At 61.2% G+C, this 23,302-nt stretch carries 19 protein-coding genes; 12 read left to right on the top strand and 7 right to left on the bottom strand.

Going from position 1 to position 23,302, the window contains the following annotated elements; genetic code table 11:
• Positions 1 to 25 precede the first annotated feature (25 nt).
• Positions 26 to 1,183 carry a phospholipase gene (locus BLR69_RS26015; RefSeq protein WP_071494157.1) on the bottom strand — a complete coding sequence of 386 codons (1,158 nt, stop codon included), beginning with the start codon at positions 1,181 to 1,183 and terminating at the stop codon, positions 26 to 28.
• A 234-nt stretch (positions 1,184 to 1,417) separates the two neighbouring features.
• On the opposite strand from BLR69_RS26015, the gene kdgD reads away from it, so the two are divergent.
• The 5 genes from kdgD (at position 1,418) to BLR69_RS26040 (ending at position 8,061) form a co-directional block, all read left to right on the top strand.
• Positions 1,418 to 2,329 (top strand): 5-dehydro-4-deoxyglucarate dehydratase, encoded by a 912-nt coding sequence (gene kdgD, locus BLR69_RS26020; RefSeq protein ID WP_016976228.1) that lies wholly within the window; start codon positions 1,418 to 1,420, stop codon positions 2,327 to 2,329.
• 54 nt (positions 2,330 to 2,383) lie between these two features.
• Positions 2,384 to 3,829 carry an aldehyde dehydrogenase family protein gene (locus BLR69_RS26025; protein ID WP_071494156.1) on the top strand — a complete coding sequence of 482 codons (1,446 nt, stop codon included), beginning with the start codon at positions 2,384 to 2,386 and terminating at the stop codon, positions 3,827 to 3,829.
• 196 nt (positions 3,830 to 4,025) lie between these two features.
• A complete protein-coding gene (locus BLR69_RS26030; protein ID WP_071494155.1) occupies positions 4,026 to 5,390 on the top strand; it encodes an MFS transporter in 1,365 nt (454 codons plus the stop codon).
• 11 nt (positions 5,391 to 5,401) lie between these two features.
• Positions 5,402 to 6,955, top strand: a complete 1,554-nt coding sequence (garD, locus tag BLR69_RS26035; RefSeq protein ID WP_071494154.1) for a galactarate dehydratase — start codon at positions 5,402 to 5,404, stop codon at positions 6,953 to 6,955.
• Positions 6,956 to 7,119: 164 nt separating this feature from the next.
• Positions 7,120 to 8,061: an AEC family transporter gene (locus BLR69_RS26040; RefSeq protein ID WP_071494153.1), complete on the top strand. Its 942-nt coding sequence runs from the start codon at positions 7,120 to 7,122 to the stop codon at positions 8,059 to 8,061.
• Positions 8,062 to 8,118: 57 nt separating this feature from the next.
• Here BLR69_RS26040 and BLR69_RS26045 read toward each other — a convergent pair whose 3' ends face one another.
• The 6 genes from BLR69_RS26045 to gatC form a co-directional block, all read right to left on the bottom strand.
• Positions 8,119 to 8,502 (bottom strand): carboxymuconolactone decarboxylase family protein, encoded by a 384-nt coding sequence (locus BLR69_RS26045; protein ID WP_058423012.1) that lies wholly within the window; start codon positions 8,500 to 8,502, stop codon positions 8,119 to 8,121.
• The gene (locus BLR69_RS26050; RefSeq protein WP_076955286.1) at positions 8,499 to 9,545 is read right to left on the bottom strand and encodes a calcium/sodium antiporter; all 1,047 of its coding nucleotides are present in this window, start codon (positions 9,543 to 9,545) and stop codon (positions 8,499 to 8,501) included. Before BLR69_RS26050 ends, BLR69_RS26045 begins: the two co-directional genes overlap by 4 nt.
• Positions 9,546 to 9,603: 58 nt before the next feature.
• On the bottom strand, positions 9,604 to 9,975 hold the full coding sequence (locus tag BLR69_RS26055) for a septal ring lytic transglycosylase RlpA family protein (RefSeq protein WP_071494152.1): 372 nt from the start codon (positions 9,973 to 9,975) through the stop codon (positions 9,604 to 9,606).
• 172 nt (positions 9,976 to 10,147) lie between these two features.
• Positions 10,148 to 11,593: an Asp-tRNA(Asn)/Glu-tRNA(Gln) amidotransferase subunit GatB gene (gene gatB / locus BLR69_RS26060; protein WP_071494151.1), complete on the bottom strand. Its 1,446-nt coding sequence runs from the start codon at positions 11,591 to 11,593 to the stop codon at positions 10,148 to 10,150.
• A 10-nt stretch (positions 11,594 to 11,603) separates the two neighbouring features.
• Complete coding sequence (gatA, locus tag BLR69_RS26065) at positions 11,604 to 13,055, bottom strand: Asp-tRNA(Asn)/Glu-tRNA(Gln) amidotransferase subunit GatA (RefSeq protein WP_071494150.1); 1,452 nt, start codon at positions 13,053 to 13,055, stop codon at positions 11,604 to 11,606.
• 16 nt (positions 13,056 to 13,071) lie between these two features.
• Positions 13,072 to 13,359: an Asp-tRNA(Asn)/Glu-tRNA(Gln) amidotransferase subunit GatC gene (gene gatC / locus BLR69_RS26070; RefSeq protein ID WP_071494149.1), complete on the bottom strand. Its 288-nt coding sequence runs from the start codon at positions 13,357 to 13,359 to the stop codon at positions 13,072 to 13,074.
• Between the two features lie 210 nt (positions 13,360 to 13,569).
• Here gatC and mreB point away from each other — a divergent pair, with 210 nt between their 5' ends.
• The 7 genes from mreB to BLR69_RS26105 all read left to right on the top strand — a co-directional run bounded on the left by mreB (position 13,570) and on the right by BLR69_RS26105 (position 23,301).
• On the top strand, positions 13,570 to 14,607 hold the full coding sequence (mreB, locus tag BLR69_RS26075; protein WP_002555108.1) for a rod shape-determining protein MreB: 1,038 nt from the start codon (positions 13,570 to 13,572) through the stop codon (positions 14,605 to 14,607).
• Positions 14,608 to 14,747: 140 nt separating this feature from the next.
• Positions 14,748 to 15,848, top strand: coding sequence for a rod shape-determining protein MreC (gene mreC / locus BLR69_RS26080; RefSeq protein WP_076955285.1), 1,101 nt, complete (start codon positions 14,748 to 14,750; stop codon positions 15,846 to 15,848).
• Complete coding sequence (gene mreD / locus BLR69_RS26085; RefSeq protein ID WP_058423006.1) at positions 15,848 to 16,336, top strand: rod shape-determining protein MreD; 489 nt, start codon at positions 15,848 to 15,850, stop codon at positions 16,334 to 16,336. Before mreC ends, mreD begins: the two co-directional genes overlap by 1 nt.
• A 51-nt stretch (positions 16,337 to 16,387) precedes the next feature.
• Complete coding sequence (locus BLR69_RS26090) at positions 16,388 to 16,984, top strand: Maf family protein (protein WP_071494147.1); 597 nt, start codon at positions 16,388 to 16,390, stop codon at positions 16,982 to 16,984.
• A gap of 70 nt (positions 16,985 to 17,054) precedes the next feature.
• A complete protein-coding gene (gene rng, locus BLR69_RS26095) occupies positions 17,055 to 18,512 on the top strand; it encodes a ribonuclease G (RefSeq protein ID WP_071491141.1) in 1,458 nt (485 codons plus the stop codon).
• 76 nt (positions 18,513 to 18,588) lie between these two features.
• Positions 18,589 to 22,404 carry a YhdP family protein gene (locus BLR69_RS26100; RefSeq protein WP_071494146.1) on the top strand — a complete coding sequence of 1,272 codons (3,816 nt, stop codon included), beginning with the start codon at positions 18,589 to 18,591 and terminating at the stop codon, positions 22,402 to 22,404.
• A 48-nt stretch (positions 22,405 to 22,452) separates the two neighbouring features.
• Positions 22,453 to 23,301 carry a carbon-nitrogen hydrolase family protein gene (locus BLR69_RS26105; RefSeq protein ID WP_071494145.1) on the top strand — a complete coding sequence of 283 codons (849 nt, stop codon included), beginning with the start codon at positions 22,453 to 22,455 and terminating at the stop codon, positions 23,299 to 23,301.
• The last annotated feature ends 1 nt before the right edge of the window (position 23,302 follow it).

Here is a 23,302-nt window from a genome sequence, read left to right on the forward strand (position 1 = left end):
TCGCTCCTACAAACTGGCGCAGTTGTCAGTTTGTCGGGGTGTTTGGCTTGTAGTCCTTAAGCAGCAAATATGTACTCCACCCCCACCAATCGTTGGTCCAGTGCTTGTCGTTCAGGTCATTCACATCCTTGCGGCGCAGCACCTTGTCTCCCTCCATTTTGAACAGCGGCGAGAAGTTATTCGCCGGGTTCTGGGCCGCATTCAGGTCCGGCACATACAACGGTGCCTTGAAGTTGGCCGGGGAGGGCACAACACCGCTGATAAAGGTATCGAAGATCTCATCGGCCGAGGCTTGCACCGCGCGTTTGACCTGCAGTCGATTGTCCGCATCGATAGCGTCGAAGTAGCGCTTGTCGCCATAGGCGTGCCATTGATCGCCCATGGCATTGCGCACCTTGAGCCCGAATTTGCTGTCTTCGTCGTGCATGAAACGGCTGATCAGCGAGCCCAGTTCTCCGGGCGTCACCACCGCCGCCAGTTGTTTGCGCGGGACCCGCAGGTGGCCTGCGGAAAACAGATCGGTCAAAAAGTGATCAGCGAAACTGTTCATGGCATAGGCCAGCTCCAGCGCCTGGTCGGTGCCGGTCTGGTGGGCGACTACCGCTTGTTGCAGTGCCGCTGTATGCCCGGCCAGGTAGGCGGACAGCGCCCACTCGCCGAAGTGGTCGGCGTTGTCCGCCGCCAGTTTCAGGTAGCGGCCCAGTGGGATCAGTGCTGACACCGCACTGCCACCGCCGGTGATGCGGTTCCATTCCTCAGACAACGTATCACCCAAGGCGTCATAGGCTTCATGGGCCTGCTTGCCATCCTTGATCGCTTGCTTGACTGCATTGATCTCCTTTTGCATCACCGCGAGGATCTTGTGCGCTTCTTCCCGCGAGGCGGGTAGCGTGGCGAGCGTGTTGAAAGCAGCGGTAAAGCGTTGCACGCGTTCGACCGGGGAGGCGCCATCGCTGATGGGCTGGCCGGGGATGCCATAGAAGTCGCCGCCCAAGGCAATGACCTGGCCATAGGTCAGCGCCAGCCCGTTGGGCAGGTGCAGCTCGACTTGGCGGGCGGGAATCGCCGGGGCGTCCTTGGCGAAGCGCAGTAGCGTGTCGTCGCCGATGGCGGTGTGTTCACCCCCTTCGAAACGCAGGACAGTTGGTTTTTTTTCGGATACTGCGAGATCAAGATCTGACATGTTAGCTCCTTGCTATGTCGTAGGAATCTTCCTTAATAACTGTATGTATATACAGTTATGGCGAGCATAGAGGAAAAACTTTCTACGTCAAGAACGCACCTCTAAACAGGTGACCGAATGAAGTCTGATGAATTGCAGTTGACGAATCTTTTTATAGTTGTACGATGACGTACGACATCATCAAAACCAACAACAACCTTTCGATAGAAAGTCTTCGCCCAGGGTGTTCGAATAATGAATCCACAAGAACTGAAGTCCATCCTCTCCCACGGTCTGCTGTCTTTCCCGGTGACCGATTTCAATGCCCAGGGTGACTTCCACCAGGCGGGCTACATCAAGCGCCTGGAATGGCTCGCCCCTTACGGCGCCACTGCCTTGTTCGCTGCTGGCGGCACCGGTGAGTTTTTCTCCCTCGCAGCCAGCGAATATTCCCAGGTGGTGAAAACCGCTGTTGATACCTGCGCCACCAGCGTGCCGATCCTCGCCGGTGTCGGCGGTTCGACCCGTCAGGCCATCGAGTACGCCCAGGAAGCCGAACGCCTCGGCGCCAAGGGCCTGCTGCTGCTGCCGCACTACCTCACCGAAGCCAGCCAGGACGGCGTTGCTGCCCACGTTGAAGCGGTGTGCAAGTCGGTCAAGATCGGTGTGGTGGTCTATAACCGCAACGTCTGCCGCCTGACTGCGCCGCTGCTGGAACGCCTGGCCGAGCGCTGCCCGAACCTGATCGGTTACAAGGATGGCCTGGGTGACATCGAGTTGATGGTGTCGATCCGCCGTCGCCTGGGTGACCGTTTCAGCTACCTCGGCGGCCTGCCGACGGCAGAGGTTTACGCCGCTGCCTACAAGGCCCTGGGCGTGCCGGTGTACTCCTCGGCGGTGTTCAACTTCATCCCCAAGACCGCGATGGACTTCTACCACGCGATTGCCAAGGACGATCACGCCACTGTTTCCAAGATCATCGACGACTTCTTCCTGCCGTACCTGGACATCCGTAACCGCAAGGCCGGTTACGCGGTGAGCATCGTCAAGGCCGGTGCAAAAATCGCCGGCTACGACGCAGGCCCGGTGCGCACGCCGCTGACCGACCTGCTGCCGGAAGAATACGAAGCCCTGGCCGCGCTGATCGACAAGCAAGGCGCGCAATAACCTATCTACAAGGCCGCTGAGCAATCAGCGGCCTTTTGCGTCAGGAGAAGATTTGTGTCCAAAGCCCAACGTTTCGATAACTACATCAATGGCCAGTGGGTGGCCGGTGCCGACTATTGCGTCAACCTCAATCCGTCGGAGTTGTCCGATGTCATTGGCGAATATGCCAAGGCTGATGTTGCCCAGGTCAACGCTGCCATCGATGCTGCCCGTGCTGCATTTCCGGCCTGGTCGACGTCCGGCATCCAGGCGCGTCATGACGCCCTGGATAAAGTCGGCAGCGAAATCCTCGCTCGTCGTGAAGAACTCGGCACCCTGCTGGCCCGTGAAGAGGGCAAGACCCTGCCCGAAGCCATCGGCGAAGTGACCCGCGCCGGTAACATCTTCAAGTTCTTCGCCGGCGAATGCCTGCGCCTGTCCGGCGACTACGTGCCGTCGGTACGCCCGGGCGTCAACGTTGAAGTCACCCGTGAAGCCCTGGGTGTGGTTGGGCTGATCACGCCGTGGAACTTCCCGATCGCCATCCCCGCCTGGAAGATCGCCCCGGCCCTGGCCTACGGTAACTGCGTGGTGATCAAGCCCGCCGAGTTGGTGCCGGGCTGTGCCTGGGCCTTGGCCGAAATCATTTCCCGCGCCGGTTTCCCCGCTGGTGTGTTCAACCTAGTGATGGGCAGCGGTCGCGTGGTTGGCGATGTGCTGGTCAACAGCCCGAAGGTCGATGGCATCAGCTTCACTGGTTCCGTTGGTGTGGGTCGTCAGATCGCCGTCAGCTGCGTCTCGCGCCAGGCCAAAGTGCAGTTGGAAATGGGCGGCAAGAACCCGCAGATCATCCTCGACGACGCCGACCTCAAGCAGGCCGTCGAGCTGTCGGTACAGAGCGCGTTCTACTCCACCGGCCAGCGTTGCACTGCTTCCAGCCGCCTGATCGTTACCGCGGGTATCCACGACCAGTTCGTCGCGGCCATGGCGGAGCGTATGAAGTCGATCAAGGTCGGCCACGCCCTCAAGAGCGGCACGGACATCGGCCCAGTGGTTTCCCAGGCCCAGTTGGACCAGGACCTCAAGTACATCGACATCGGCCAAAGCGAAGGTGCGCGGCTGGTCAGCGGTGGCGGCCTGGTGACCTGCGACACCGAAGGCTACTACCTGGCACCGACGCTGTTTGCCGACAGCGAAGCTGCGATGCGTATCAGCCGTGAAGAGATCTTCGGCCCGGTGGCCAACGTGGTGCGCGTGGCGGACTACGAAGCGGCGCTGGCCATGGCCAACGACACCGAGTTCGGGCTGTCGGCGGGCATTGCCACCACCTCGCTCAAGTACGCCAACCACTTCAAGCGCCACTCCCAGGCCGGGATGGTGATGGTCAACCTGCCGACTGCCGGTGTGGATTACCACGTTCCTTTCGGTGGCCGTAAAGGCTCATCCTATGGTTCGCGTGAGCAAGGTCGCTATGCGCAAGAGTTCTACACCGTGGTGAAGACCAGTTACATCGGTTCGTAACACGCGGTACCTGTGGGCCTGACCGCTCTATGTAGGAGCGAGCTTGCTCGCGAAGAACGTCAACGATAACGCACGCATCCAGGCGGAACGCGTTGCCCAGAAGTTTTTCGCGAGCAAGCTCGCTCCTACAGGGGGCAGCCCCACACACAACATGACAATTACCCGCAAAAAAAATAATTAGTGGGAGTACTTCTACATGCAAGCGACCAAGCCGACCCACGTCCGCTATTTGATCCTGCTCATGCTGTTCCTGGTGACCACGATCAACTACGCCGACCGGGCCACCATCGCCATCGCGGGCTCCAGCCTGCAAAAAGACCTCGGCATCGACGCGGTCACCCTCGGTTATATCTTCTCCGCATTCGGTTGGGCCTACGTGGCCGGGCAAATCCCCGGTGGCTGGCTGCTGGACCGGTTCGGCTCGAAAAAAGTCTATGCCCTGAGCATCTTCACCTGGTCCCTGTTCACCGTGCTGCAAGGCTATGTCGGTGAATTCGGGGTCTCCACCGCCGTGGTTGCACTGTTCATGCTGCGCTTCATGGTGGGCCTGGCCGAAGCGCCGTCCTTCCCCGGCAACGCTCGGATTGTGGCCGCCTGGTTCCCGACCGCCGAGCGCGGTACGGCGTCGGCGATCTTCAACTCGGCGCAATACTTTGCCACCGTATTGTTTGCGCCGCTGATGGGCTGGATCGTCTACCGCTTCGGCTGGCAGCACGTGTTTATCGTGATGGGCGTGATCGGCATCATTTTCTCGCTGATCTGGCTGAAAGTTATCCACAGCCCGCGCCAGCACCCGATGATCAACGAAGCCGAGTTCAACCACATCGCGGCCAATGGCGCCATGGTCGATATGGACCAGGACAAAGGCAAGGGCAAGAAAACCGACGGCCCGAAGTGGGATTACATCCGCCAGTTGCTGACCAACCGTATGATGCTCGGCGTCTATCTGGGCCAGTACTGCATCAACGGCATCACCTACTTCTTCCTCACCTGGTTCCCGGTGTACCTGGTGCAGGACCGTGGCATGACCATCCTCAAGGCCGGTTTCATTGCCTCGTTGCCGGCGATCTGCGGGTTTATCGGTGGCGTGCTCGGCGGGGTGATTTCCGATTACCTGCTGCGCAAGGGCCATTCCCTGACCTTCGCGCGCAAGGCGCCTATCATCGGTGGCCTGCTGATCTCCAGCAGCATCGTGGCCTGCAACTACGTGGATATCGAATGGATGGTGGTGGGCTTCATGGCCCTGGCCTTCTTCGGCAAGGGCGTTGGCGCACTGGGTTGGGCGGTGGTGTCCGACACCTCGCCGAAACAAATCGCCGGCCTCAGTGGCGGCTTGTTCAACACCTTCGGTAACCTGGCGTCGATCACCACGCCAATCGTCATCGGCTACATCATCAGCACCACCGGCTCGTTCAAGTGGGCCTTGGTGTTTGTGGGTGCCAACGCCCTGGTGGCAGTGTTCAGCTACCTGGTTATCGTCGGCCCGATCAAGCGCGTAGTACTCAAAGAGCCACCAAGCAAGGGGCCTGAGTTGACCAACCTAACCGAAGCGCATTCCTGAGGGGCGATGTAATGCAGTTGATTGAACATGCCGACTCGCCGCGCTCGATTCGTTTGCACGAGCGCGACAACGTAGTGATCGTGGTCAATGACCAGGGCGTCCCGGCCGGGACCGAGTTCCCGGATGGCCTGGTGACCGTGGATTTCATCCCCCAGAGCCACAAAGTGACCCTGGAAGATATCCCCGAAGGCGGCCAGATCATTCGTTACGGCCAGACCATCGGTTACGCCCTGGCGCCGATTCCACGCGGCAGCTGGGTGCAGGAAGATCAACTGCGCATGCCCACCGCGCCGCCACTGGACAGCTTGCCGCTGTCCACCGAGGTGCCTGAGACCCAGGCGCCGCTGGAGGGCTTTACCTTCGAGGGGTATCGCAACGCCGACGGCACCGTGGGTACGCGCAACATCCTCGGGATCACCACCACGGTGCAGTGCGTCACGGGCGTGCTGGACCATGCGGTCAAGCGCATCAAGGATGAATTGCTGCCCAAGTACCCGCACGTCGATGACGTGGTGGCGCTGACCCACAGCTATGGCTGCGGCGTGGCGATCACCGCGACGGACGCCTACATCCCGATCCGCACCGTGCGCAACCTGGCGCGCAACCCGAACCTGGGCGGTGAAGCCCTGGTGATCAGCCTGGGCTGTGAGAAATTGCAGGCCGGGCAGGTGATGCACGACAACGACAGCTCGGTCGACCTGAGTGAGCCCTGGCTGTATCGCTTGCAGGACTCCAGCCATGGGTTTACCGAAATGATCGAGCAGATCATGGAACTGGCCGAGACGCGCTTGAAGAAACTCGACCAGCGCCGCCGCGAAACCGTGCCGGCGTCCGAGTTGATCCTGGGCATGCAGTGCGGCGGCAGTGATGCGTTTTCCGGCATCACCGCCAACCCGGCGCTGGGTTATGCCTCGGACTTGTTGCTGCGGGCCGGGGCGACGGTGATGTTTTCCGAGGTCACTGAAGTACGGGATGCCATCTACTTGCTGACTTCGCGTGCAGAGACGAAGGAAGTTGCCCAGGAGCTGGTTCGGGAAATGGATTGGTACGACCGTTACCTGGCCAAGGGCGAGGCGGATCGCAGTGCCAACACCACGCCGGGTAACAAGAAGGGCGGGTTGTCGAATATCGTCGAGAAGTCCCTGGGCTCGATCGTCAAGTCCGGCAGCAGCGCGATCAACGGCGTGCTTGGGCCGGGTGAGCGTTTCAAGGGCAAAGGCCTGATTTTTTGCGCGACGCCGGCCAGTGACTTTGTGTGTGGCACCTTGCAACTGGCGGCGGGGATGAACCTGCATGTGTTCACCACCGGGCGTGGCACGCCTTACGGGTTGGCGATGGCGCCGGTGGTGAAGGTGTCGACGCGTACGGAACTGGCGCAGCGCTGGCCGGACCTGATCGATATCGACGCCGGGCGCATTGCCACCGGGCGTGCGACCATCGAGGAGCTGGGTTGGGAGCTGTTCCACTTCTATCTGGATGTGGCCAGCGGCAAGAAGCAGACGTGGGCGGAGCACCACAAGCTGCACAACGACATTACCTTGTTCAACCCGGCGCCCATTACCTGAGACCGAGTCGCCTGCATCGGGGGCAAGCCCCCTCCCACATTTTGAACGGTGAGCACCGTCAGAGGTGGGAGGGGGCTTGCCCCCGATGGCGGTAGACCAGACGAAGCGGCCTACACTGGCTTATCATTAGCCACCTAACGACGCTCACCAAGGTTCTCCCCGGCATGCTGGCAATTTTCCTCTCCACCCTCACCATCACCGCGCCGGTGTTTGCCATGCTGTTCCTGGGTGTGTTGCTCAAGCGCATCCACTGGATCAACGATAACTTTATCCACACGGCCTCGTCCCTGGTGTTCAACGTCACCATGCCGGCGTTGCTGTTTCTCGGCATTCTGCATGCCGACCTGCACTCGGCACTCAAGCCGGGCTTGCTGATCTATTTTGCCGTCGCCACCTTGCTCAGCTTTGCCCTGGCCTGGGGTTGGGCGATCTTTCGTTGCCCGCGTGAAGACCGGGGCATCTACACCCAGGGGGCGTTTCGCGGTAATAACGGTGTGATCGGCCTGGCGCTGGCCGCCAGCATGTACGGCGACTACGGCATCTCCCTCGGCGCGATCCTCGCGGCGCTGGTGATCCTGTTCTACAACACGCTGTCGACCATTGTGCTGGCGGTGTACAGCCCGGTGATCAAGTCCGACCCATGGAGCATCTGCAAGAGTGTGCTGGCCAACCCGTTGATCATCAGTGTGATCGCGGCGGCGCCGTTCGCCTATTTCCAGATCGGCCTGCCCGGCTGGCTGGAAAAGTCCATGCAGTACCTGGCGGACACCACCTTGCCGCTGGCGTTGATCTGCATCGGCGGCACCTTGTCACTGGCGGCTTTGCGCAAGAGCGGCAACATGGCGTTGAGCGCGAGCCTGATGAAGATGGTCTGGCTGCCGGTGATCGCCACCCTGGGCGCGTGGCTGCTGGGCTTTCGCGGGCCGGAGTTGGGGATTCTGTTCCTGTACTTCGGCGCACCGACGGCCGCTGCGAGCTTCGTGATGGCCAGGGCTGCCGAGGGCAATCATGAACTGGCGGCGGCGATTATCGTGATCACCACCTTGATGGCGGCGGTGACCACGAATATCGGGATCTTTGTGTTGCAGGCGGGTGGTTGGATCTGAACGCTCGGGTGCCTGTGAGGGCCAATCGGGGGCTTGCCCCCGATAGCTATCTGACCGTCACTGCTGATCTGTCTGATACGCGTCGATCACTTCCTGGGCGGCACGGAACGCATCAATCGCCGCCGGCACACCGGCATACACCGCGCAATGCAGCAGTGCTTCGCGGATTTCCTCCACGGTGCAACCGTTGTTCAGTGCGCCGCGCACGTGGCCCTTCAGTTCCTGTGGGCACTTGAGCGCGGTCAGGGCGGCGAGGGTGATCAGGCTGCGGGTCTTCAGCGGCAACCCTTCGCGGTTCCACACGCTGCCCCAGGCATGTTCGTTGACGAAGTCCTGCAACGGCTGGCTGAACTCGGTCGCATTGCCCAGGGCGCGGTCGACGAACGCGTCGCCCATGACCTGGCGACGCATTTCCACCCCGGGCTTCTTCTGATCGGTCATTGCGGTTCCCTCTTGTGTTGGCGGCGCCAGGCTCGCAGCGTGCTGAACAACAGAAAAGCCACCAGCACTGGCAGGACGTAATACAGCATCAGGTGTTCAAGCTTGGTGGCCAGCGGCATGCCCGTGGTGAACGCCATCACGTGCAGCCCATACGCCAGGTACAGGCCCAGCAGCACCAGGCCTTCGGCGCGGGTCACGCGGTAACCGGTGTAGAACACCGGCAGGCACAGCACCACCACGCCGAGCATCACCGGCAGGTCGAAATCCAGGGCATTGGGCGATACTGACAGCGGAGAAGGGGCAAGCAGGGCAGTCAGCCCCAACACGCCGAGCAGATTGAACAGGTTGCTGCCGATCACGTTGCCCACGGCAATGTCCCGCTCGCCGCGCAAGGCGGCGATCAGCGACGTCGCCAGGCAGGGCAGGGAGGTGCCGACACCGATCAGGGTCAGCCCGATCACACGTTCTGACAGGCCCAGGTCGCTCGCCACGTCCACTGCCGCGCCCAATAGCAAATGCCCGGCCAGCACCAGGATCAGAAAACCACCGAGCATCAGCAGCACGCTGCTCAGCCAGGGAGCCCTGGCCACCGTGTCCAGGGTGCGCGGGCGGCGGGAGTGGCGCGTCTGGTAATGCAATACGCCGAGGTAAGCGAGCAGGGCAACGAGCAGCATCAGGCCGTCGCTGGGCGTGAGTTCTTCGTTGGCCGCCAGGGTGAACACCAGCAGCCCGGCCAGGATCATCACGGGGATGTCCAGGCGTACCAATTGGCGTGAGACCCGCAACGGAACAATCAACGCCGACAGGCCCAGGGTCACCAGGATGTTGAAGATGCTGCTGCCGATCACGCTGCCCACGGCGATATCGGTATTACCGGCCAGGGTGGCTTGCAGGCTGACGGTCATCTGCGGCGCGCTGCTGCCGAAGGCGACGATGGTCAGGCCTATGATCAGTGGCCGCACTTTGAGGCTCGCGGCCAGGCGCACGGAGGCGCGCACCAGGATTTCGGCACCGAGGATCAGCAGCACCAGGCCGCTGACCAATTCCAGCAGGCTCCAGGGCGAGAGGGCGGTTAATCCGAAAATGGCCAGGGCTCCGTCTTCAATTGTTCAGGGCTTGCACGCGAACTCGCGCCGTACCGCTGCCGATCATACCCAGCTGTTCGGCAGCCTTGCGTGAAAGATCGATCAAGCGCCCACGGGTATGCGGGCCGCGATCATTGATGCGGACAACCACGGATCTGTCGTTGTCGAGATTGGTGACCTTGACCTGGGTGCCGAAGGGCAGGCGCCGGTGGGCAGCGGTCAGGGCGTTCTGGTTGAAGGGTTCACCGCTGGCAGTCTTCTTGCCGTGGTGCTTTGCGCCGTAATAGGAGGCGGTGCCGGTTTCGTCGTAGCCGTTGGGGTCGATGAGGCCGCTGGCGCAGCCGGCCAACAGGGAGAACAGGGCCAGGAGGCCGAGTAGACGCTTCATGCAAGGTTTCCCCATGTCAAAGGTAGAATGAACTTATGTGGGAGGGGGGCTTGCCCCCGATAGCGGTGCATCAGCCAGACATTCGTCAGCTGACACTCTGCAATCGGGGGCAAGCCCCCTCGCACATTGGTCCGAGCCGAGCATGAAACCTGACTCGGACCCTTCATCGCTATCAGCCTTCGAGCTTGCTTTTCAGCAGTTCGTTCACCTGTTGCGGGTTGGCCTTGCCTTTGGAGGCTTTCATCGCCTGGCCGACAAAGAAGCCGAACATCTTGCCGCGCTTGGCTTCGTCTGCCGCGCGGTACTGCTCGACCTGCTCGGCGTTGGCTGCGAGCATTTCATCCAGCACGGCCGAGATCGCGCCGCTGTCGGTGACTTGCTTGAGGCCGCGCTTCTCGATGATCTCGTCGGCACTGCCTTCGCCACTGGCCATGGCTTCGAACACGGTCTTGGCGATTTTGCCGGAGATGGTGTTGTCCTTGATGCGCAGCAGCATGCCACCCAGCTGCTCGGCGCTGACCGGGGCTTCGTCGATTTCCAGGCCTTGCTTGTTCAACAGGCTGCCCAGCTCGACCATGACCCAGTTGGCCGCCAGCTTGGCGTCACCGGCAATGCTCACGACTTTTTCGAAGTAGTTGGCTTGCTCACGGCTGGACGCCAGGACGCTGGCATCGTAGACCGACAGGCCGAACTGTTCCTGGAAGCGCTCGCGTTTCTGCTGCGGCAGTTCCGGCAGGGTGGCGCGGATATCGTTGAGGAACGCGTCCTCCAGCACTACCGGCAGCAGGTCCGGATCGGGGAAGTAACGGTAGTCGTTGGCTTCCTCCTTGCTGCGCATGGCGCGGGTTTCGTCTTTGTTCGGGTCGTACAGGCGGGTTTGCTGGATGACCTTGCCGCCGTCTTCGATCAGTTCGATCTGGCGACGCACTTCGCTGTTGATCGCCTTCTCGATGAATCGGAACGAGTTGACGTTCTTGATCTCGCAGCGGGTGCCGAACTCGACCTGGCCTTTTGGACGGATCGATACGTTGCAGTCACAACGCAGCGAGCCTTCGGCCATGTTGCCGTCGCAAATACCCAGGTAGCGCACCAGCGCGTGAATGGTCTTGACGTAGGCTACGGCTTCCTTGGCGCTGCGCATGTCCGGTTCGGAGACGATTTCCAGCAGCGGTGTGCCGGCACGGTTCAGGTCGATACCGGTCGCGCCCGGGAATTCTTCGTGCAGGCTCTTGCCGGCGTCTTCTTCCAGGTGCGCACGGGTTACGCCGACGCGCTTGATGGTGCCGTCTTCCAGCGGGATGTCCAGGTGGCCCTTGCCGACGATCGGCAATTCCATCTGGCTGATCTGGTAGCCTTTGGGCAGGTCCGGGTAGAAGTAGTTCTTGCGCGCGAACACGTTGTGCTGGCCGATCTCGGCGTCAATCGCCAGGCCGAACATCACCGCCATGCGCACCGCTTCCTGGTTCAGCACCGGCAATACGCCGGGCATGCCCAGGTCGACCAGGCTGGCCTGGGTGTTGGGCTCGGAGCCGAACGTGGTGGCGCTACCGGAGAAAATCTTCGATTGGGTGGCGAGCTGGGTATGAATCTCCAGCCCGATCACGACTTCCCATTGCATAGTGTTCTCCTCAGAAGCCGGTAGGGGTGCGAGTGTGCCAGTCAGTGTTCAACTGGTACTGGTGCGCCACATTGAGCAGGCGGCCTTCCTGGAAATACGGGGCAAGCAATTGCACGCCGACCGGCAGGCCATCGACGAAACCGGCAGGCATGGACAAGCCCGGCAGGCCCGCGAGGTTGGCGGTGATGGTGTACAGGTCCTCGAGGTACGCAGCCACCGGGTCGCCGTTCTTGGCGCCGAGTTTCCAGGCCGGGTTCGGCGTGGTCGGGCCGAGGATCACGTCAACTTGTTCAAAGGCGGCCATGAAGTCGTTCTTCACCAGGCGGCGGATTTTCTGCGCCTTGAGGTAGTACGCGTCGTAGTAACCGGCCGAGAGGGCGTAGGCGCCGACCATGATGCGGCGCTGTACTTCGGCACCGAAACCTTCGCCACGGGAGCGCTTATAAAGGTCGGTGAGGTCTTTCGGGTTTTCGCAGCGGTAGCCGAAACGCACGCCGTCGAAACGCGACAGGTTGGAGGACGCTTCAGCCGGGGCGATCACGTAGTACGCAGGAATCGCGTGCCCGTTGTTCGGCAGGCTGATTTCCTTGATCACGGCGCCGAGCTTTTCCAGCTCCTTGACGCTGTTATGCACCAGTTCGGCGATGCGGGGGTCCAGACCGGCGCTGAAGTATTCCTTCGGCACGCCGATGCGCAGGCCCTTGAGCGAGGTGTTCAGGCTGGCGCTGTAGTCCGGCACCGGCTCATCGATGCTGGTGGAGTCCTGTTTATCGAAGCCGGCCATACCTTGTAACAAAATCGCGCAGTCTTCAGCGGTGCGGGCCAGTGGGCCGCCCTGATCGAGGCTTGACGCGTAGGCGATCATGCCCCAGCGGGAAACGCGACCGTAGGTCGGCTTCAGGCCGGTGAGGTTGGTGAACGCGGCAGGCTGGCGGATCGAACCACCGGTATCGGTGGCCGTGGCGGCCGGCAGGAAGCGCGCAGCAACAGCTGCAGCCGAACCACCGGACGAACCGCCGGGCACGTGCTCCAGGTTCCACGGGTTTTTCACCGCGCCGTAGTAGCTCGACTCGTTGGCCGAACCCATGGCGAATTCGTCCATGTTGGTCTTGCCCAGGGTCACGGCCCCAGCGGCAGCCAGCTTGGACACCACGGTGGCGTCGTAGGGTGCCTTGAAGTTGTCGAGCATCTTCGAGCCGCAGCTGGTGCGAATGCCCTGGGTGCAGAACAGGTCTTTGTGGGCAATCGGCGCGCCCAGCAGTGGGCCATTTTCACCGTTGGCGCGACGTGCGTCGGCGGCCTTGGCCTGGCTCAAGGCCAGCTCTTCGGTGAGGCTGATGAAGCTGTTGACCTTCGAGTCGTGCTCGGCGATACGCGCCAGCAGGGTCTTGGTCAGCTCTTCGGAAGAAAACTTTTTGTCGGCGAGACCGCGGGCGATCTCGGCCAGAGTCATGTGATGCATTGCAGGCTCTTTCCCTTTAGTCGATGACTTTCGGAACCAGGTACAGGCCGTTTTCGACCGCTGGCGCGATGGACTGGTAGGCCTCGCGATTATTACTCTCGGTCACGACGTCTGCGCGCAGGCGCTGGCTGGCTTCCAGCGGGTGAGCCAGGGGCTCGATGCCGTCGGTATTCACGGCTTGCATTTGGTCGACCAGCCCGAGAATGCTGTTCAGGGCGGCGGTGGTCTGTGGAAGATCGCCTTCATTGAGGCCCAGGCAGGCCAAATGAGCGATTTTTTCCACGTCGGAGCGTTCAAGCGTCATGGGAATCTCCAGTGGAAAACAGAACGGAGGCTGTCCGTGTGTTAGATTGTCGGAACACTACCGCATTTCTACGGTCTTACGGCCGCGATTGTGGGGTTAGGTGCACAGAAAGTCGGCCAATTTAGCACATTGGCGCCTTGCCCAAAATCCCTGTCGTTGTTAGAGTTTGCCGCACTTTTTTACCCACGCGTTGCCTAGGGTCCCTTTCCCATGTTCAAGAAACTGCGTGGCATGTTTTCCAGCGATCTTTCCATTGACCTGGGCACTGCCAACACCCTTATTTACGTGCGCGAGCGCGGTATCGTCCTGAATGAGCCATCGGTTGTGGCCATTCGGACCCATGGTAATCAGAAAAGTGTCGTTGCCGTCGGCACCGAGGCCAAGCGCATGCTCGGCCGTACACCAGGCAATATTGCTGCCATTCGTCCGATGAAAGACGGCGTGATCGCCGACTTCAGTGTCTGCGAGAAGATGCTGCAGTACTTCATCAACAAGGTTCACGAAAACAGTTTCCTGCAGCCCAGCCCTCGTGTGCTGATCTGTGTTCCATGCAAATCCACCCAGGTTGAGCGTCGCGCCATCCGTGAATCGGCACTCGGTGCCGGTGCTCGTGAAGTGTTCCTGATCGAAGAGCCGATGGCGGCTGCGATCGGTGCCGGCCTGCCGGTAGAAGAAGCGCGCGGTTCGATGGTGGTGGATATCGGTGGTGGTACCACTGAAATCGCCCTGATTTCCCTGAACGGTGTGGTGTATGCCGAATCCGTCCGCGTAGGCGGCGACCGCTTCGACGAGGCGATCATCACTTATGTACGCCGTAACTACGGCAGCCTGATCGGTGAATCCACCGCAGAGCGCATCAAGCAGGAAATCGGCACCGCCTACCCGGGCGGCGAAGTACGCGAAGTCGATGTGCGCGGTCGCAACCTGGCCGAAGGCGTGCCACGTGCCTTTACCCTGAACTCCAATGAAGTGCTGGAAGCTCTGCAAGAGTCCCTGGCCACCATCGTTCAGGCCGTGAAGAGTGCCCTGGAGCAATCGCCGCCGGAACTGGCTTCCGACATCGCCGAGCGTGGCCTGGTGCTGACCGGTGGTGGCGCCTTGCTGCGTGACCTCGACAAGCTGCTGGCCCAAGAGACTGGCCTGCCGGTGATCGTCGCCGAAGACCCGCTGACCTGCGTTGCCCGTGGCGGTGGTCGTGCACTGGAAATGATGGATAAACACACCATGGACCTGCTTTCCAGCGAATAAGCCTTTGCTGGTGAGCCCATGTTTCGCCCGCAGGCAGCACTTTGCAGTGCTGCCTGTTGGCGTTTATCTTCTTCAATCTGCATCCAGGCCGGTTAGATGCCGTATGAATAAAGAGAACATTTGCCTGGGAGGAGCGGCTTATTAAACCGCTTTTCGCCAAAGGCCCCTCATTGGGCGTGCGCCTGTTGGTGCTGGTCGTGCTTTCGGTCGCGCTGATGGTGGTCGATGCCCGCTTTGCACTACTCAAGCCCGTGCGCAGCCAGATGTCGCTGGTGTTGATGCAGACCTACTGGATCACCGACCTGCCGCAACGTCTGTTCCAGGGCGTGGCCAGCCAGTTCGGCAGCCGCACCGAGCTCGTCGCCGAGAACGAAAAACTCAAGACCGAAAACCTGCTGTTGCAGGGGCGCATGCAGAAGCTGGCGGCCCTGACCGAGCAGAACGTTCGGCTGCGCGAGTTGCTCAATTCTTCCGCACTGGTCAATGAAAAGGTCGAAGTGGCCGAGTTGATCGGCATGGACCCCAACCCCTTCACTCATCGCATCATCATCAACAAGGGTGAACGCGACGGTGTGGTCCTCGGCCAGCCGGTGCTCGATGCCCGTGGGCTGATGGGCCAAGTGGTCGAGCTGATGCCCTACACCTCACGGGTGTTGTTGCTGACGGACACCACCCACAGCATCCCGGTGCAGGTGAACCGCAACGGCCTGCGCGCGATTGCCAGCGGCACCGGCAATCCTGAGCGCCTGGAATTGCGCCATGTGGCCGACACTGCCGACATCAAGGAGGGCGACCTGCTGGTCAGCTCCGGCCTCGGTCAGCGTTTCCCGGCCGGCTACCCGGTGGCGACGGTCAAGGAAGTGATCCACGATTCCGGCCAGCCGTTCGCCATTGTACGTGCCGTGCCGACCGCCGCCCTGAATCGCAGCCGCTACCTGCTATTGGTATTCAGCGACAACCGTACCCCGGAAGAGCGCGCCAACGACGCCGCCCAGGCCCAGGAAGCGGAAGATAAGCAAAACGGTACAGCACCGGTCGTTCCTGCAACGGTGCCCAAGCCTGCATTCGTGGGGCCGCCCGCACCCGCCGCTGCGCAGGCCGCACCCGTGGCCACGCCGGTCAAGCCGGCCGCCCACAACGCTCGCCCGGCCAAGCCGACGGCGACCAAGCCACCGGCTGCCACGCCTGCGGCCAAGCCTCCAGCGGCCGCCACGGCCACCACGCGGCAGAGGGAAGAATAATGGCCGGTACTCATTCGCGTAATGGTTGGATCGTCTGGCTGACCTTTGCCATCGGTTTGTTGCTCAGCGTATCGCCGCTGCCGCAGTTCATGGAAATCCTGCGTCCGCTCTGGCTGGCGTTGTTGCTGGCGTTCTGGGCGCTGAACCTGCCGCACAAAGTCGGCATGGTCACGGCGATGTTCCTGGGCTTGGCGGAAGATGTGCTCTATGGCACCTTGCTGGGTCAGAACGCGTTGATCCTGACCCTGATCACCTTCCTGGTGCTGTCGTTGCAGCAACGTTTGCGCATGTTCCCGATGTGGCAACAGTGCCTGGTGATCCTGGTGATCTTCGGCCTGGCACAGCTGGTTCAGCTGTGGCTCAGTGCCTTGACCGGTAATCGCCAACCGACCCTGGCGTTGGTCTTGCCGGCCCTGGTCAGTGCGTTGCTGTGGCCATGGATCAGCTTCGGTCTGCGTGGGTTGCGTCGTCGCTACAAAATCAATTGAATGGATTGCGAGGCTCTGCCTGGTTATCGAGCCCTACAGGGAGAGTCTGCAATGAATTCGCTTTACCTGGCCTCGGGTTCTCCGAGGCGGCGTGAACTGTTGACCCAGATCGGTGTGCCCTTCACCGTGGTCAGCGCCGCTATTGATGAAACCCCTCTTACAAATGAATCCGCCGTTTCCTACGTCGAGCGCCTGGCGCGGGGCAAGGCTGCGGCGGGTTTTGCTGTGCTCTCAAATACGTCTGGCGCCTGTGTGCTGGGGGCTGATACGGCTGTGATCGTTGATGGTCAGATCCTCGGTAAGCCCGTTGACCAGGCCGATGCCTTGGCGATGCTGATGGCCCTGGCGGGGCGTGAGCACGAGGTGCTCACCGCCATTGCCCTCACCGACGGCCAGCACTGCGAGATTGTTTGTGTAAGCAGTCGTGTACGTTTTCGCGATATTTCTGTCGAGGAGGCTACAACCTACTGGCACAGTGGCGAACCCCAGGACAAGGCGGGCGGCTATGCTATCCAAGGCCTGGGCTCGGTGTTTGTGGCCGGGCTCAATGGCAGTTATTCGGCGGTAGTCGGCCTGCCGGTGTGCGAAACCGCACAACTGCTCCACCAATTCGGCATACCCTGTTGGCAAAATCTTACCGCGCGCTGATCGCCGTTCCCCAGCGCCCAGCCTTAAGCGATCGGTCACTATTGTGAAAACGCCTGAACGAGACCCAGCCATGAGTGAAGAGATTCTGATCAATATCACGCCGATGGAATCGCGCGTGGCGGTGGTAGAGAACGGTGTTCTGCAAGAAGTGCACGTTGAGCGTACCCAGAAGCGCGGGATCGTCGGCAATATCTACAAAGGCAAGGTGGTGCGCGTATTGCCGGGGATGCAAGCGGCATTCGTCGATATCGGCCTGGATCGTGCGGCATTTATCCATGCTTCGGAAATTTCCCTGCGTGAAGGCCCAGCAGTGGAAAGCATCAGCGCGCTGGTGCATGAAGGGCAGAGCCTGGTGGTGCAAGTCACCAAGGACCCTATCGGCTCCAAGGGCGCGCGCCTGACCACGCAGTTGTCGATTCCTTCGCGATACCTGGTGTATATGCCGCGTACCGCGCATGTCGGCATCTCCTTGAAGATCGAAGACGAAGCCGAGCGCGAGCGCCTGAAGAAGGTGGTCAGTGATTGCGTGGCAGCTGAAGGCATCAAGGAGGCGGGCGGCTTTATCCTGCGCACCGCTGCCGAGGGCGCCGGCGCCGATGAAATCCTCATGGACATCCGCTACCTGCGACGTCTGTGGGACCAGATCGACGCCCAGATCAAGACCATCGGTGCGCCCAGCGTCATCTATGAAGACCTGGGCCTGGCCTTGCGCACACTGCGCGACCTGGTCAGCCCGAAGATTGAGAAAATTCGCATCGACTCGCGGGAAACCTTCCAGCGCACCACACAATTTGTTGCCGAACTGATGCCGGAAATTGCCGACCGCCTGGAGCACTACCCCGGCGAGCGGCCGATCTTCGACCTGTATGGCGTCGAAGATGAAATCCAGAAAGCCCTGGAACGCAAGGTGCCGCTCAAGTCCGGCGGCTACCTGGTAGTGGACCCGGCGGAAGCCATGACCACCATCGACGTCAACACCGGCGCGTTCGTGGGCCATCGCAACCTCGAAGAAACCATCTTCAAGACCAACCTCGAAGCCGCGACTGCGATTGCTCGCCAACTGCGCCTGCGCAACCTGGGTGGCATCATCATCATCGACTTCATCGACATGGAAGACGAAGAGCACCAGCGCCAGGTGCTGCGGACCCTCGAGAAACAGCTGGAGCGTGATCACGCCAAGACCAACATCATCGGCATTACCGAGTTGGGCCTGGTGCAGATGACCCGCAAACGCACCCGCGAAAGCCTTGAGCAAGTGCTGTGCGAGCCGTGCAGCAGTTGCCAGGGACGCGGTAAGTTGAAGACCCCGGAAACGGTTTGCTACGAGATTTTCCGCGAAATCCTGCGCGAGGCGCGTGCCTACCAGGCCGAAGGTTATAGAGTGCTCGCCAACCAGAAAGTGGTCGACCGGCTGCTGGACGAAGAGTCCGGCAACGTTGCCGAACTGGAGGGTTTTATCGGACGCACGATACGCTTCCAGGTTGAAACCATGTATTCCCAGGAACAATACGACGTGGTGCTGCTCTGATCCCCATTCGCTTTCTTTTTAAAAGACAGGCAGGCCTTGATCTGCCGTCCGACTACTGCCTTGAGGGTCGCCTGACATGGAGCGTCTGATACGCTTTTTTGCCGCTTTGACCCGTTGGGGGCTGGGCCTCTGTGCCTTGTTGCTGGTGCTGGCGGCGGTGTACGTGAGCCTGGGGCGTGAATTGACCCCGTTGGTGGCCGAGTACCGCGCCGAAGTCGAGGCCAAGGCCCAGGCAGCCGTGGAAATGCCTTTGCATATCGGCAGCCTCGAAGGCCGCTGGAGCGGCTTTGCGCCGGTATTGCTGGCCCATGATGTGATGCTGGGCGAGGGCAGCAGTGCCTTGCGCCTGGACCAGGTCGAAGTGGTGCCCGATGTCTGGGCCAGCCTGATGGCCCGCGAAGTGCGCATTGCCCACCTGCAAGTCAGTGGCCTGCAACTCAGCATCAAGGAAGACAAGGACGGCAAGTGGGCCTTGCAAGGCCTGCCGGTGCAGGACGACCAGCCGCTGGACCCGGAGCAGTTGCTCACGCACATGCAGAAGGTCAAGCGCGTGTCGCTGCTCGACAGCCAAGTGACGCTGCAACCGTTCGACCAGGCGCCGGTGACCATGACGTACGTCGGCTTGAGCCTGCACACCGGCGTCACCCGCCAACGCCTGGATGCACGCCTGACCCTGCCTGACGGCCAGCCCCTCGCCATGAGCCTGCGCACCCGCATTCGCGCCAGCCAGTGGAAGGACGGTGAAGTCCAGGCTTATCTGAGCCTGCCCCAGAGTGATTGGGCCAAGTGGATCCCCGCAAAACTGACTCAACAGTGGAAGCTCACGCAGTTCAAGGCGGGCGGTGAGTTCTGGCTGACCTGGGCCAAAGGCACTGTGCAAAGCGCAGTAGTGCGCCTCAACTCGCCACAGTTGAAGGGCCGCTATGCCGAGCGCAAGCCGGTGCACATTGAAAACCTCGCGCTTACGGCCTACCTGCAACGCAGCGACACCGGCCTTGGCGTGCTGTTCGACTCGCTGGCGATGAACCTGGGCGAGACCCGCTGGGAATCTCGTCTGCAATTGCAGCAGACCCTGGCCACCGACAAGGACCTGGAAGTCTGGAAGCTCCAGGCCGACCGCCTGGACCTGACGCCGATCACGCCACTGCTCAACGCCCTGGCGCCGCTGCCGGAAGGCTTTGCCAAGACCGTCGAGCACCTTAAGGCCACTGGGCTGCTGCGCAACGTGCTGGTGGATTTCCGCCCCCAGGACACGACCGATAAAAAAGTCAGCTTTGCCGCCAACCTCGAACGTATCGGCTTCGATGCCTACTTCGGCGCACCGGCTGCGCGTAATGTATCCGGCAGCATCAGCGGTGACCTGGGCCAGGGCGAGTTGCGCATGGACAGCAAGGACTTTTCCCTGCACCTGGACCCGATCTTCGCCAAGCCCTGGCAGTACCTCCAGGCCAATGCACGCCTGACGTGGAAGTTGGACAAAGAAGGTTTCACCCTGATCGCCCCGTATATCAAGGTGCTGGGCGAGGAGGGCAAGATTGCCGCCGACTTCCTGATTCGCCTGCATTTTGACCACAACCAGGAAGACTACATGGACCTGCGGGTCGGCATGGTTGATGGCGATGGACGCTTCACCCCCAAGTACCTGCCGGCGGTGTTGAGCCCCGCTTTGGATGAGTGGCTGCGCACCGCGATCCTCAAGGGGGCGGTGGACCAAGGCTTCTTCCAGTATCAGGGGTCGTTGAACCACGATGCGCTGCCGGCTGCACGCAATATCAGCCTGTTCTTCAAGGTGCACGATGCCGAGCTGGCGTTCCAGCCGGGCTGGCCCCATGTGAGCAAGGTCAACGGCGAAGTGTTTGTCGAGGAGAGTGGCGTGCGCATCCTGGCCAGCAAGGGCCAGTTGCTCGACACCAAGGTCAAGGACATCTACGTCAATATTCCCCACGCACCTGCGGGCAAAGACAGCCATCTGTTGCTCACGGGCGGTTTTGCCGGAGGCTTGGGCGATGGCCTGAAAATTCTCCAGGAAGCGCCGATCGGCACTGCATCGACCTTTGCCGGCTGGAAGGGTGAGGGCGACCTGCAAGGCAGCCTTGACCTGGATATTCCGTTGGCCAAGGGCACCGAACCGAAAATCGTGGTGGACTTCAAGACCGACAAGGCGCGCCTGCAATTGGCCGAGCCGCCACTGGACCTGACCCAGCTCAAGGGCGAGTTCCGTTTCGACAGCGCCAAGGGCCTCAGTGGCCAGAACATCACCGCCCAGGCGTTTGATCGGCCGATCACTGCGCAGATCGTTGCCGATGGCAAGCCGGGCAATATCAGCACCCGTGTGAATGCCAAGGGCCAGGTTACGGTCAAGCGGCTGACGGACTGGTTGAAAATCAGCCAGCCGTTACCGGTGTCCGGCGATATTCCGTACCAGTTGCAACTGACCCTGGATGGCGCCGACAGCCAACTGATGGTCAGCTCCAACCTCAAGGGCGTGGCCGTTGACCTGCCGGCGCCGTTCGGCATGCCGGCCAGCCAGGGGCGTGACAGTGTGTTCCGCATGACCTTGCAGGGCGCCGAACGCCGATACTGGTTTGATTATGGCGAGCTGGCCAACTTCACGTTTGCCGCGCCCCCGGACAAGTTCAATGATGGCCGTGGTGAGTTGTTCCTCGGTGATGGCGATGCCGTGCTGCCGGGTGCCAAGGGCTTGCGCATTCGTGGGGTGTTGTCGGAGCTGGATATTGATCCGTGGAAAAAACTGGTGGATCGCTATGCGGGTAATGACCCGGGCGGCAGTGCCAAGCAATTGCTCAGCGGCGCCGACTTCAAGATAGGCAAGCTGACCGGTTTTGGCACGCAGTTCGATCAAGTCAATTTGCAACTGGACCGCAAGCCAGCCGCGTGGGCCTTGCAGCTCGACAGCCAGCAGGCCAAGGGCACGGTCAACCTGCCGGACGCCAAGGGCGCACCGATTGCGATCAACCTGCAATACGTGAAGCTGCCGGCGGTGGACCCCACGGTGCAGGCGGATGAAAACGCGCCGGACCCGTTGGCGAACATCGACCCCAAGGATATTCCAGCGCTGGATATCGCCATCGACCAGTTGTTCCAGGGCCCGGACCTGATAGGCGCCTGGTCGCTGAAACTCCGCCCCACCGCCAAGGGCCTCGCCTTCAGCAGCCTGGACCTGGGCCTCAAGGGCATGCAGCTCAAGGGCGCGGGGGGCTGGGAAGGCGCGGCAGGTGACAGCAGCAGTTGGTACAAGGGGCGCCTGGACGGCAAGAATATTGGCGATGTACTCAAGGGGTGGGGGTATGCGCCTACCGTCACCAGCCAGGATTTCCATCTGGATGTGGACGGGCGTTGGCCTGGTTCTCCGGCTTATGTAGGACCCAAGCGTTTCTCCGGCAGCCTGGATGCAGCGTTCCGCAACGGCCAGTTCGTCGAAGTGGAAGGGGGCGCCCAGGCCCTGCGGGTATTCGGCCTGCTGAACTTCAACTCCATCGGGCGGCGGTTGCGTCTGGACTTCTCCGACCTGCTCGGCAAGGGCTTGAGCTATGACCGGGTCAAAGGCCTGCTGGCCGCCAGCAATGGCGTGTTCGTGACCCGCGAGCCGATCACTATGACGGGGCCTTCGAGCAACCTCGAGCTCAACGGCACCCTGGACCTGGTGGCAGATCGTGTCGATGCCAAGTTGCTGGTGACGCTGCCGGTGACGAATAACCTGCCGATTGCGGCGTTGATTGTGGGTGCGCCGGCCATTGGTGGTGCGTTGTTCCTGATCGACAAGTTGATCGGTGACCGTGTTTCACGCTTCGCCAGTGTCCAATACAAGGTCGAAGGCCCGTGGAAAGACCCGAAAATCACCTTCGACAAGCCATTTGAAAAGCCAAACTGAGAGGCTGTGGAGTAGCATGGTGCCATGCCCTTTATGGAGTGTTGGCCCATGTCCTTTGCGGTAATTCAAATGGTCAGCCAGAGTGACGTGCTGGCCAACCTGGCCCAGGCCCGTCGCTTGCTGGAAGAAGCCGCGGCCGGTGGTGCGAAACTGGCAGTGTTGCCGGAAAACTTTGCCGCCATGGGCCGTCGTGACATTGCCGATATCGGCCGCGCCGAAGCGCTGGGCGAAGGCCCGATCCTGCCGTGGTTGAAACAGACCGCTCGCGACCTCACCTTATGGATAGTGGCTGGCACTTTGCCGTTGCCGCCTAAGGACCAACCGCACGCCAAGTCCAACGCCTGTTCGCTGCTGATCGATGATCAGGGCGAAATCGTCGCCCGCTACGACAAGCTGCACCTGTTCGATGTGGATGTCGCCGATGCTCGCGGTCGTTATCGCGAATCCGACGACTATGCTTTCGGAGGTAACGTGGTGGTGGCGGACACGCCGGTCGGCCGCTTGGGCCTCACGGTGTGCTACGACCTGCGCTTCCCCGAGCTGTACAGCGAATTGCGTGCTGCGGGGGCTGAATTGATTACGGCGCCGTCGGCGTTTACGGCAGTGACCGGTGCCGCGCACTGGGACGTGCTGATTCGCGCACGGGCCATCGAGACCCAGTGCTACCTGCTGGCGGCCGCCCAAGGTGGTGTGCATCCGGGGCCACGGGAAACCTACGGTCACGCGGCAATTATCGACCCTTGGGGGCGCGTGCTGACACAACAGGATCAAGGCGAAGCGGTGTTGCTGGCCGAACGTGATAGCAGTGAACAGGCGTCGATTAGGGCGCGCATGCCGGTGGTCAGCCATCGGCGCTTTTTCTCGCAGGGCGCACAGCGGCCTGCTTCGGAACGATGAA

This window comes from Pseudomonas azotoformans, from assembly GCF_900103345.1.
GTDB lineage: Bacteria > Pseudomonadota > Gammaproteobacteria > Pseudomonadales > Pseudomonadaceae > Aquipseudomonas > Aquipseudomonas azotoformans.

Coding starts and splice junctions, on each gene's coding strand:
- mreD (WP_058423006.1), top strand. CDS start 15,848: ATGGCCGGTACTCATTCGCGTAATGGTTGGATCGTCTGGCTGACCTTT.
- BLR69_RS26055 (WP_071494152.1), bottom strand. CDS start 9,975: ATGAAGCGTCTACTCGGCCTCCTGGCCCTGTTCTCCCTGTTGGCCGGC.
- BLR69_RS26015 (WP_071494157.1), bottom strand. CDS start 1,183: ATGTCAGATCTTGATCTCGCAGTATCCGAAAAAAAACCAACTGTCCTG.
- rng (WP_071491141.1), top strand. CDS start 17,055: ATGAGTGAAGAGATTCTGATCAATATCACGCCGATGGAATCGCGCGTG.
- BLR69_RS26045 (WP_058423012.1), bottom strand. CDS start 8,502: ATGACCGATCAGAAGAAGCCCGGGGTGGAAATGCGTCGCCAGGTCATG.
- kdgD (WP_016976228.1), top strand. CDS start 1,418: ATGAATCCACAAGAACTGAAGTCCATCCTCTCCCACGGTCTGCTGTCT.
- BLR69_RS26040 (WP_071494153.1), top strand. CDS start 7,120: ATGCTGGCAATTTTCCTCTCCACCCTCACCATCACCGCGCCGGTGTTT.
- mreB (WP_002555108.1), top strand. CDS start 13,570: ATGTTCAAGAAACTGCGTGGCATGTTTTCCAGCGATCTTTCCATTGAC.
- gatA (WP_071494150.1), bottom strand. CDS start 13,055: ATGCATCACATGACTCTGGCCGAGATCGCCCGCGGTCTCGCCGACAAA.
- gatC (WP_071494149.1), bottom strand. CDS start 13,359: ATGACGCTTGAACGCTCCGACGTGGAAAAAATCGCTCATTTGGCCTGC.
- BLR69_RS26030 (WP_071494155.1), top strand. CDS start 4,026: ATGCAAGCGACCAAGCCGACCCACGTCCGCTATTTGATCCTGCTCATG.
- BLR69_RS26090 (WP_071494147.1), top strand. CDS start 16,388: ATGAATTCGCTTTACCTGGCCTCGGGTTCTCCGAGGCGGCGTGAACTG.
- BLR69_RS26100 (WP_071494146.1), top strand. CDS start 18,589: ATGGAGCGTCTGATACGCTTTTTTGCCGCTTTGACCCGTTGGGGGCTG.
- gatB (WP_071494151.1), bottom strand. CDS start 11,593: ATGCAATGGGAAGTCGTGATCGGGCTGGAGATTCATACCCAGCTCGCC.
- garD (WP_071494154.1), top strand. CDS start 5,402: ATGCAGTTGATTGAACATGCCGACTCGCCGCGCTCGATTCGTTTGCAC.
- BLR69_RS26105 (WP_071494145.1), top strand. CDS start 22,453: ATGTCCTTTGCGGTAATTCAAATGGTCAGCCAGAGTGACGTGCTGGCC.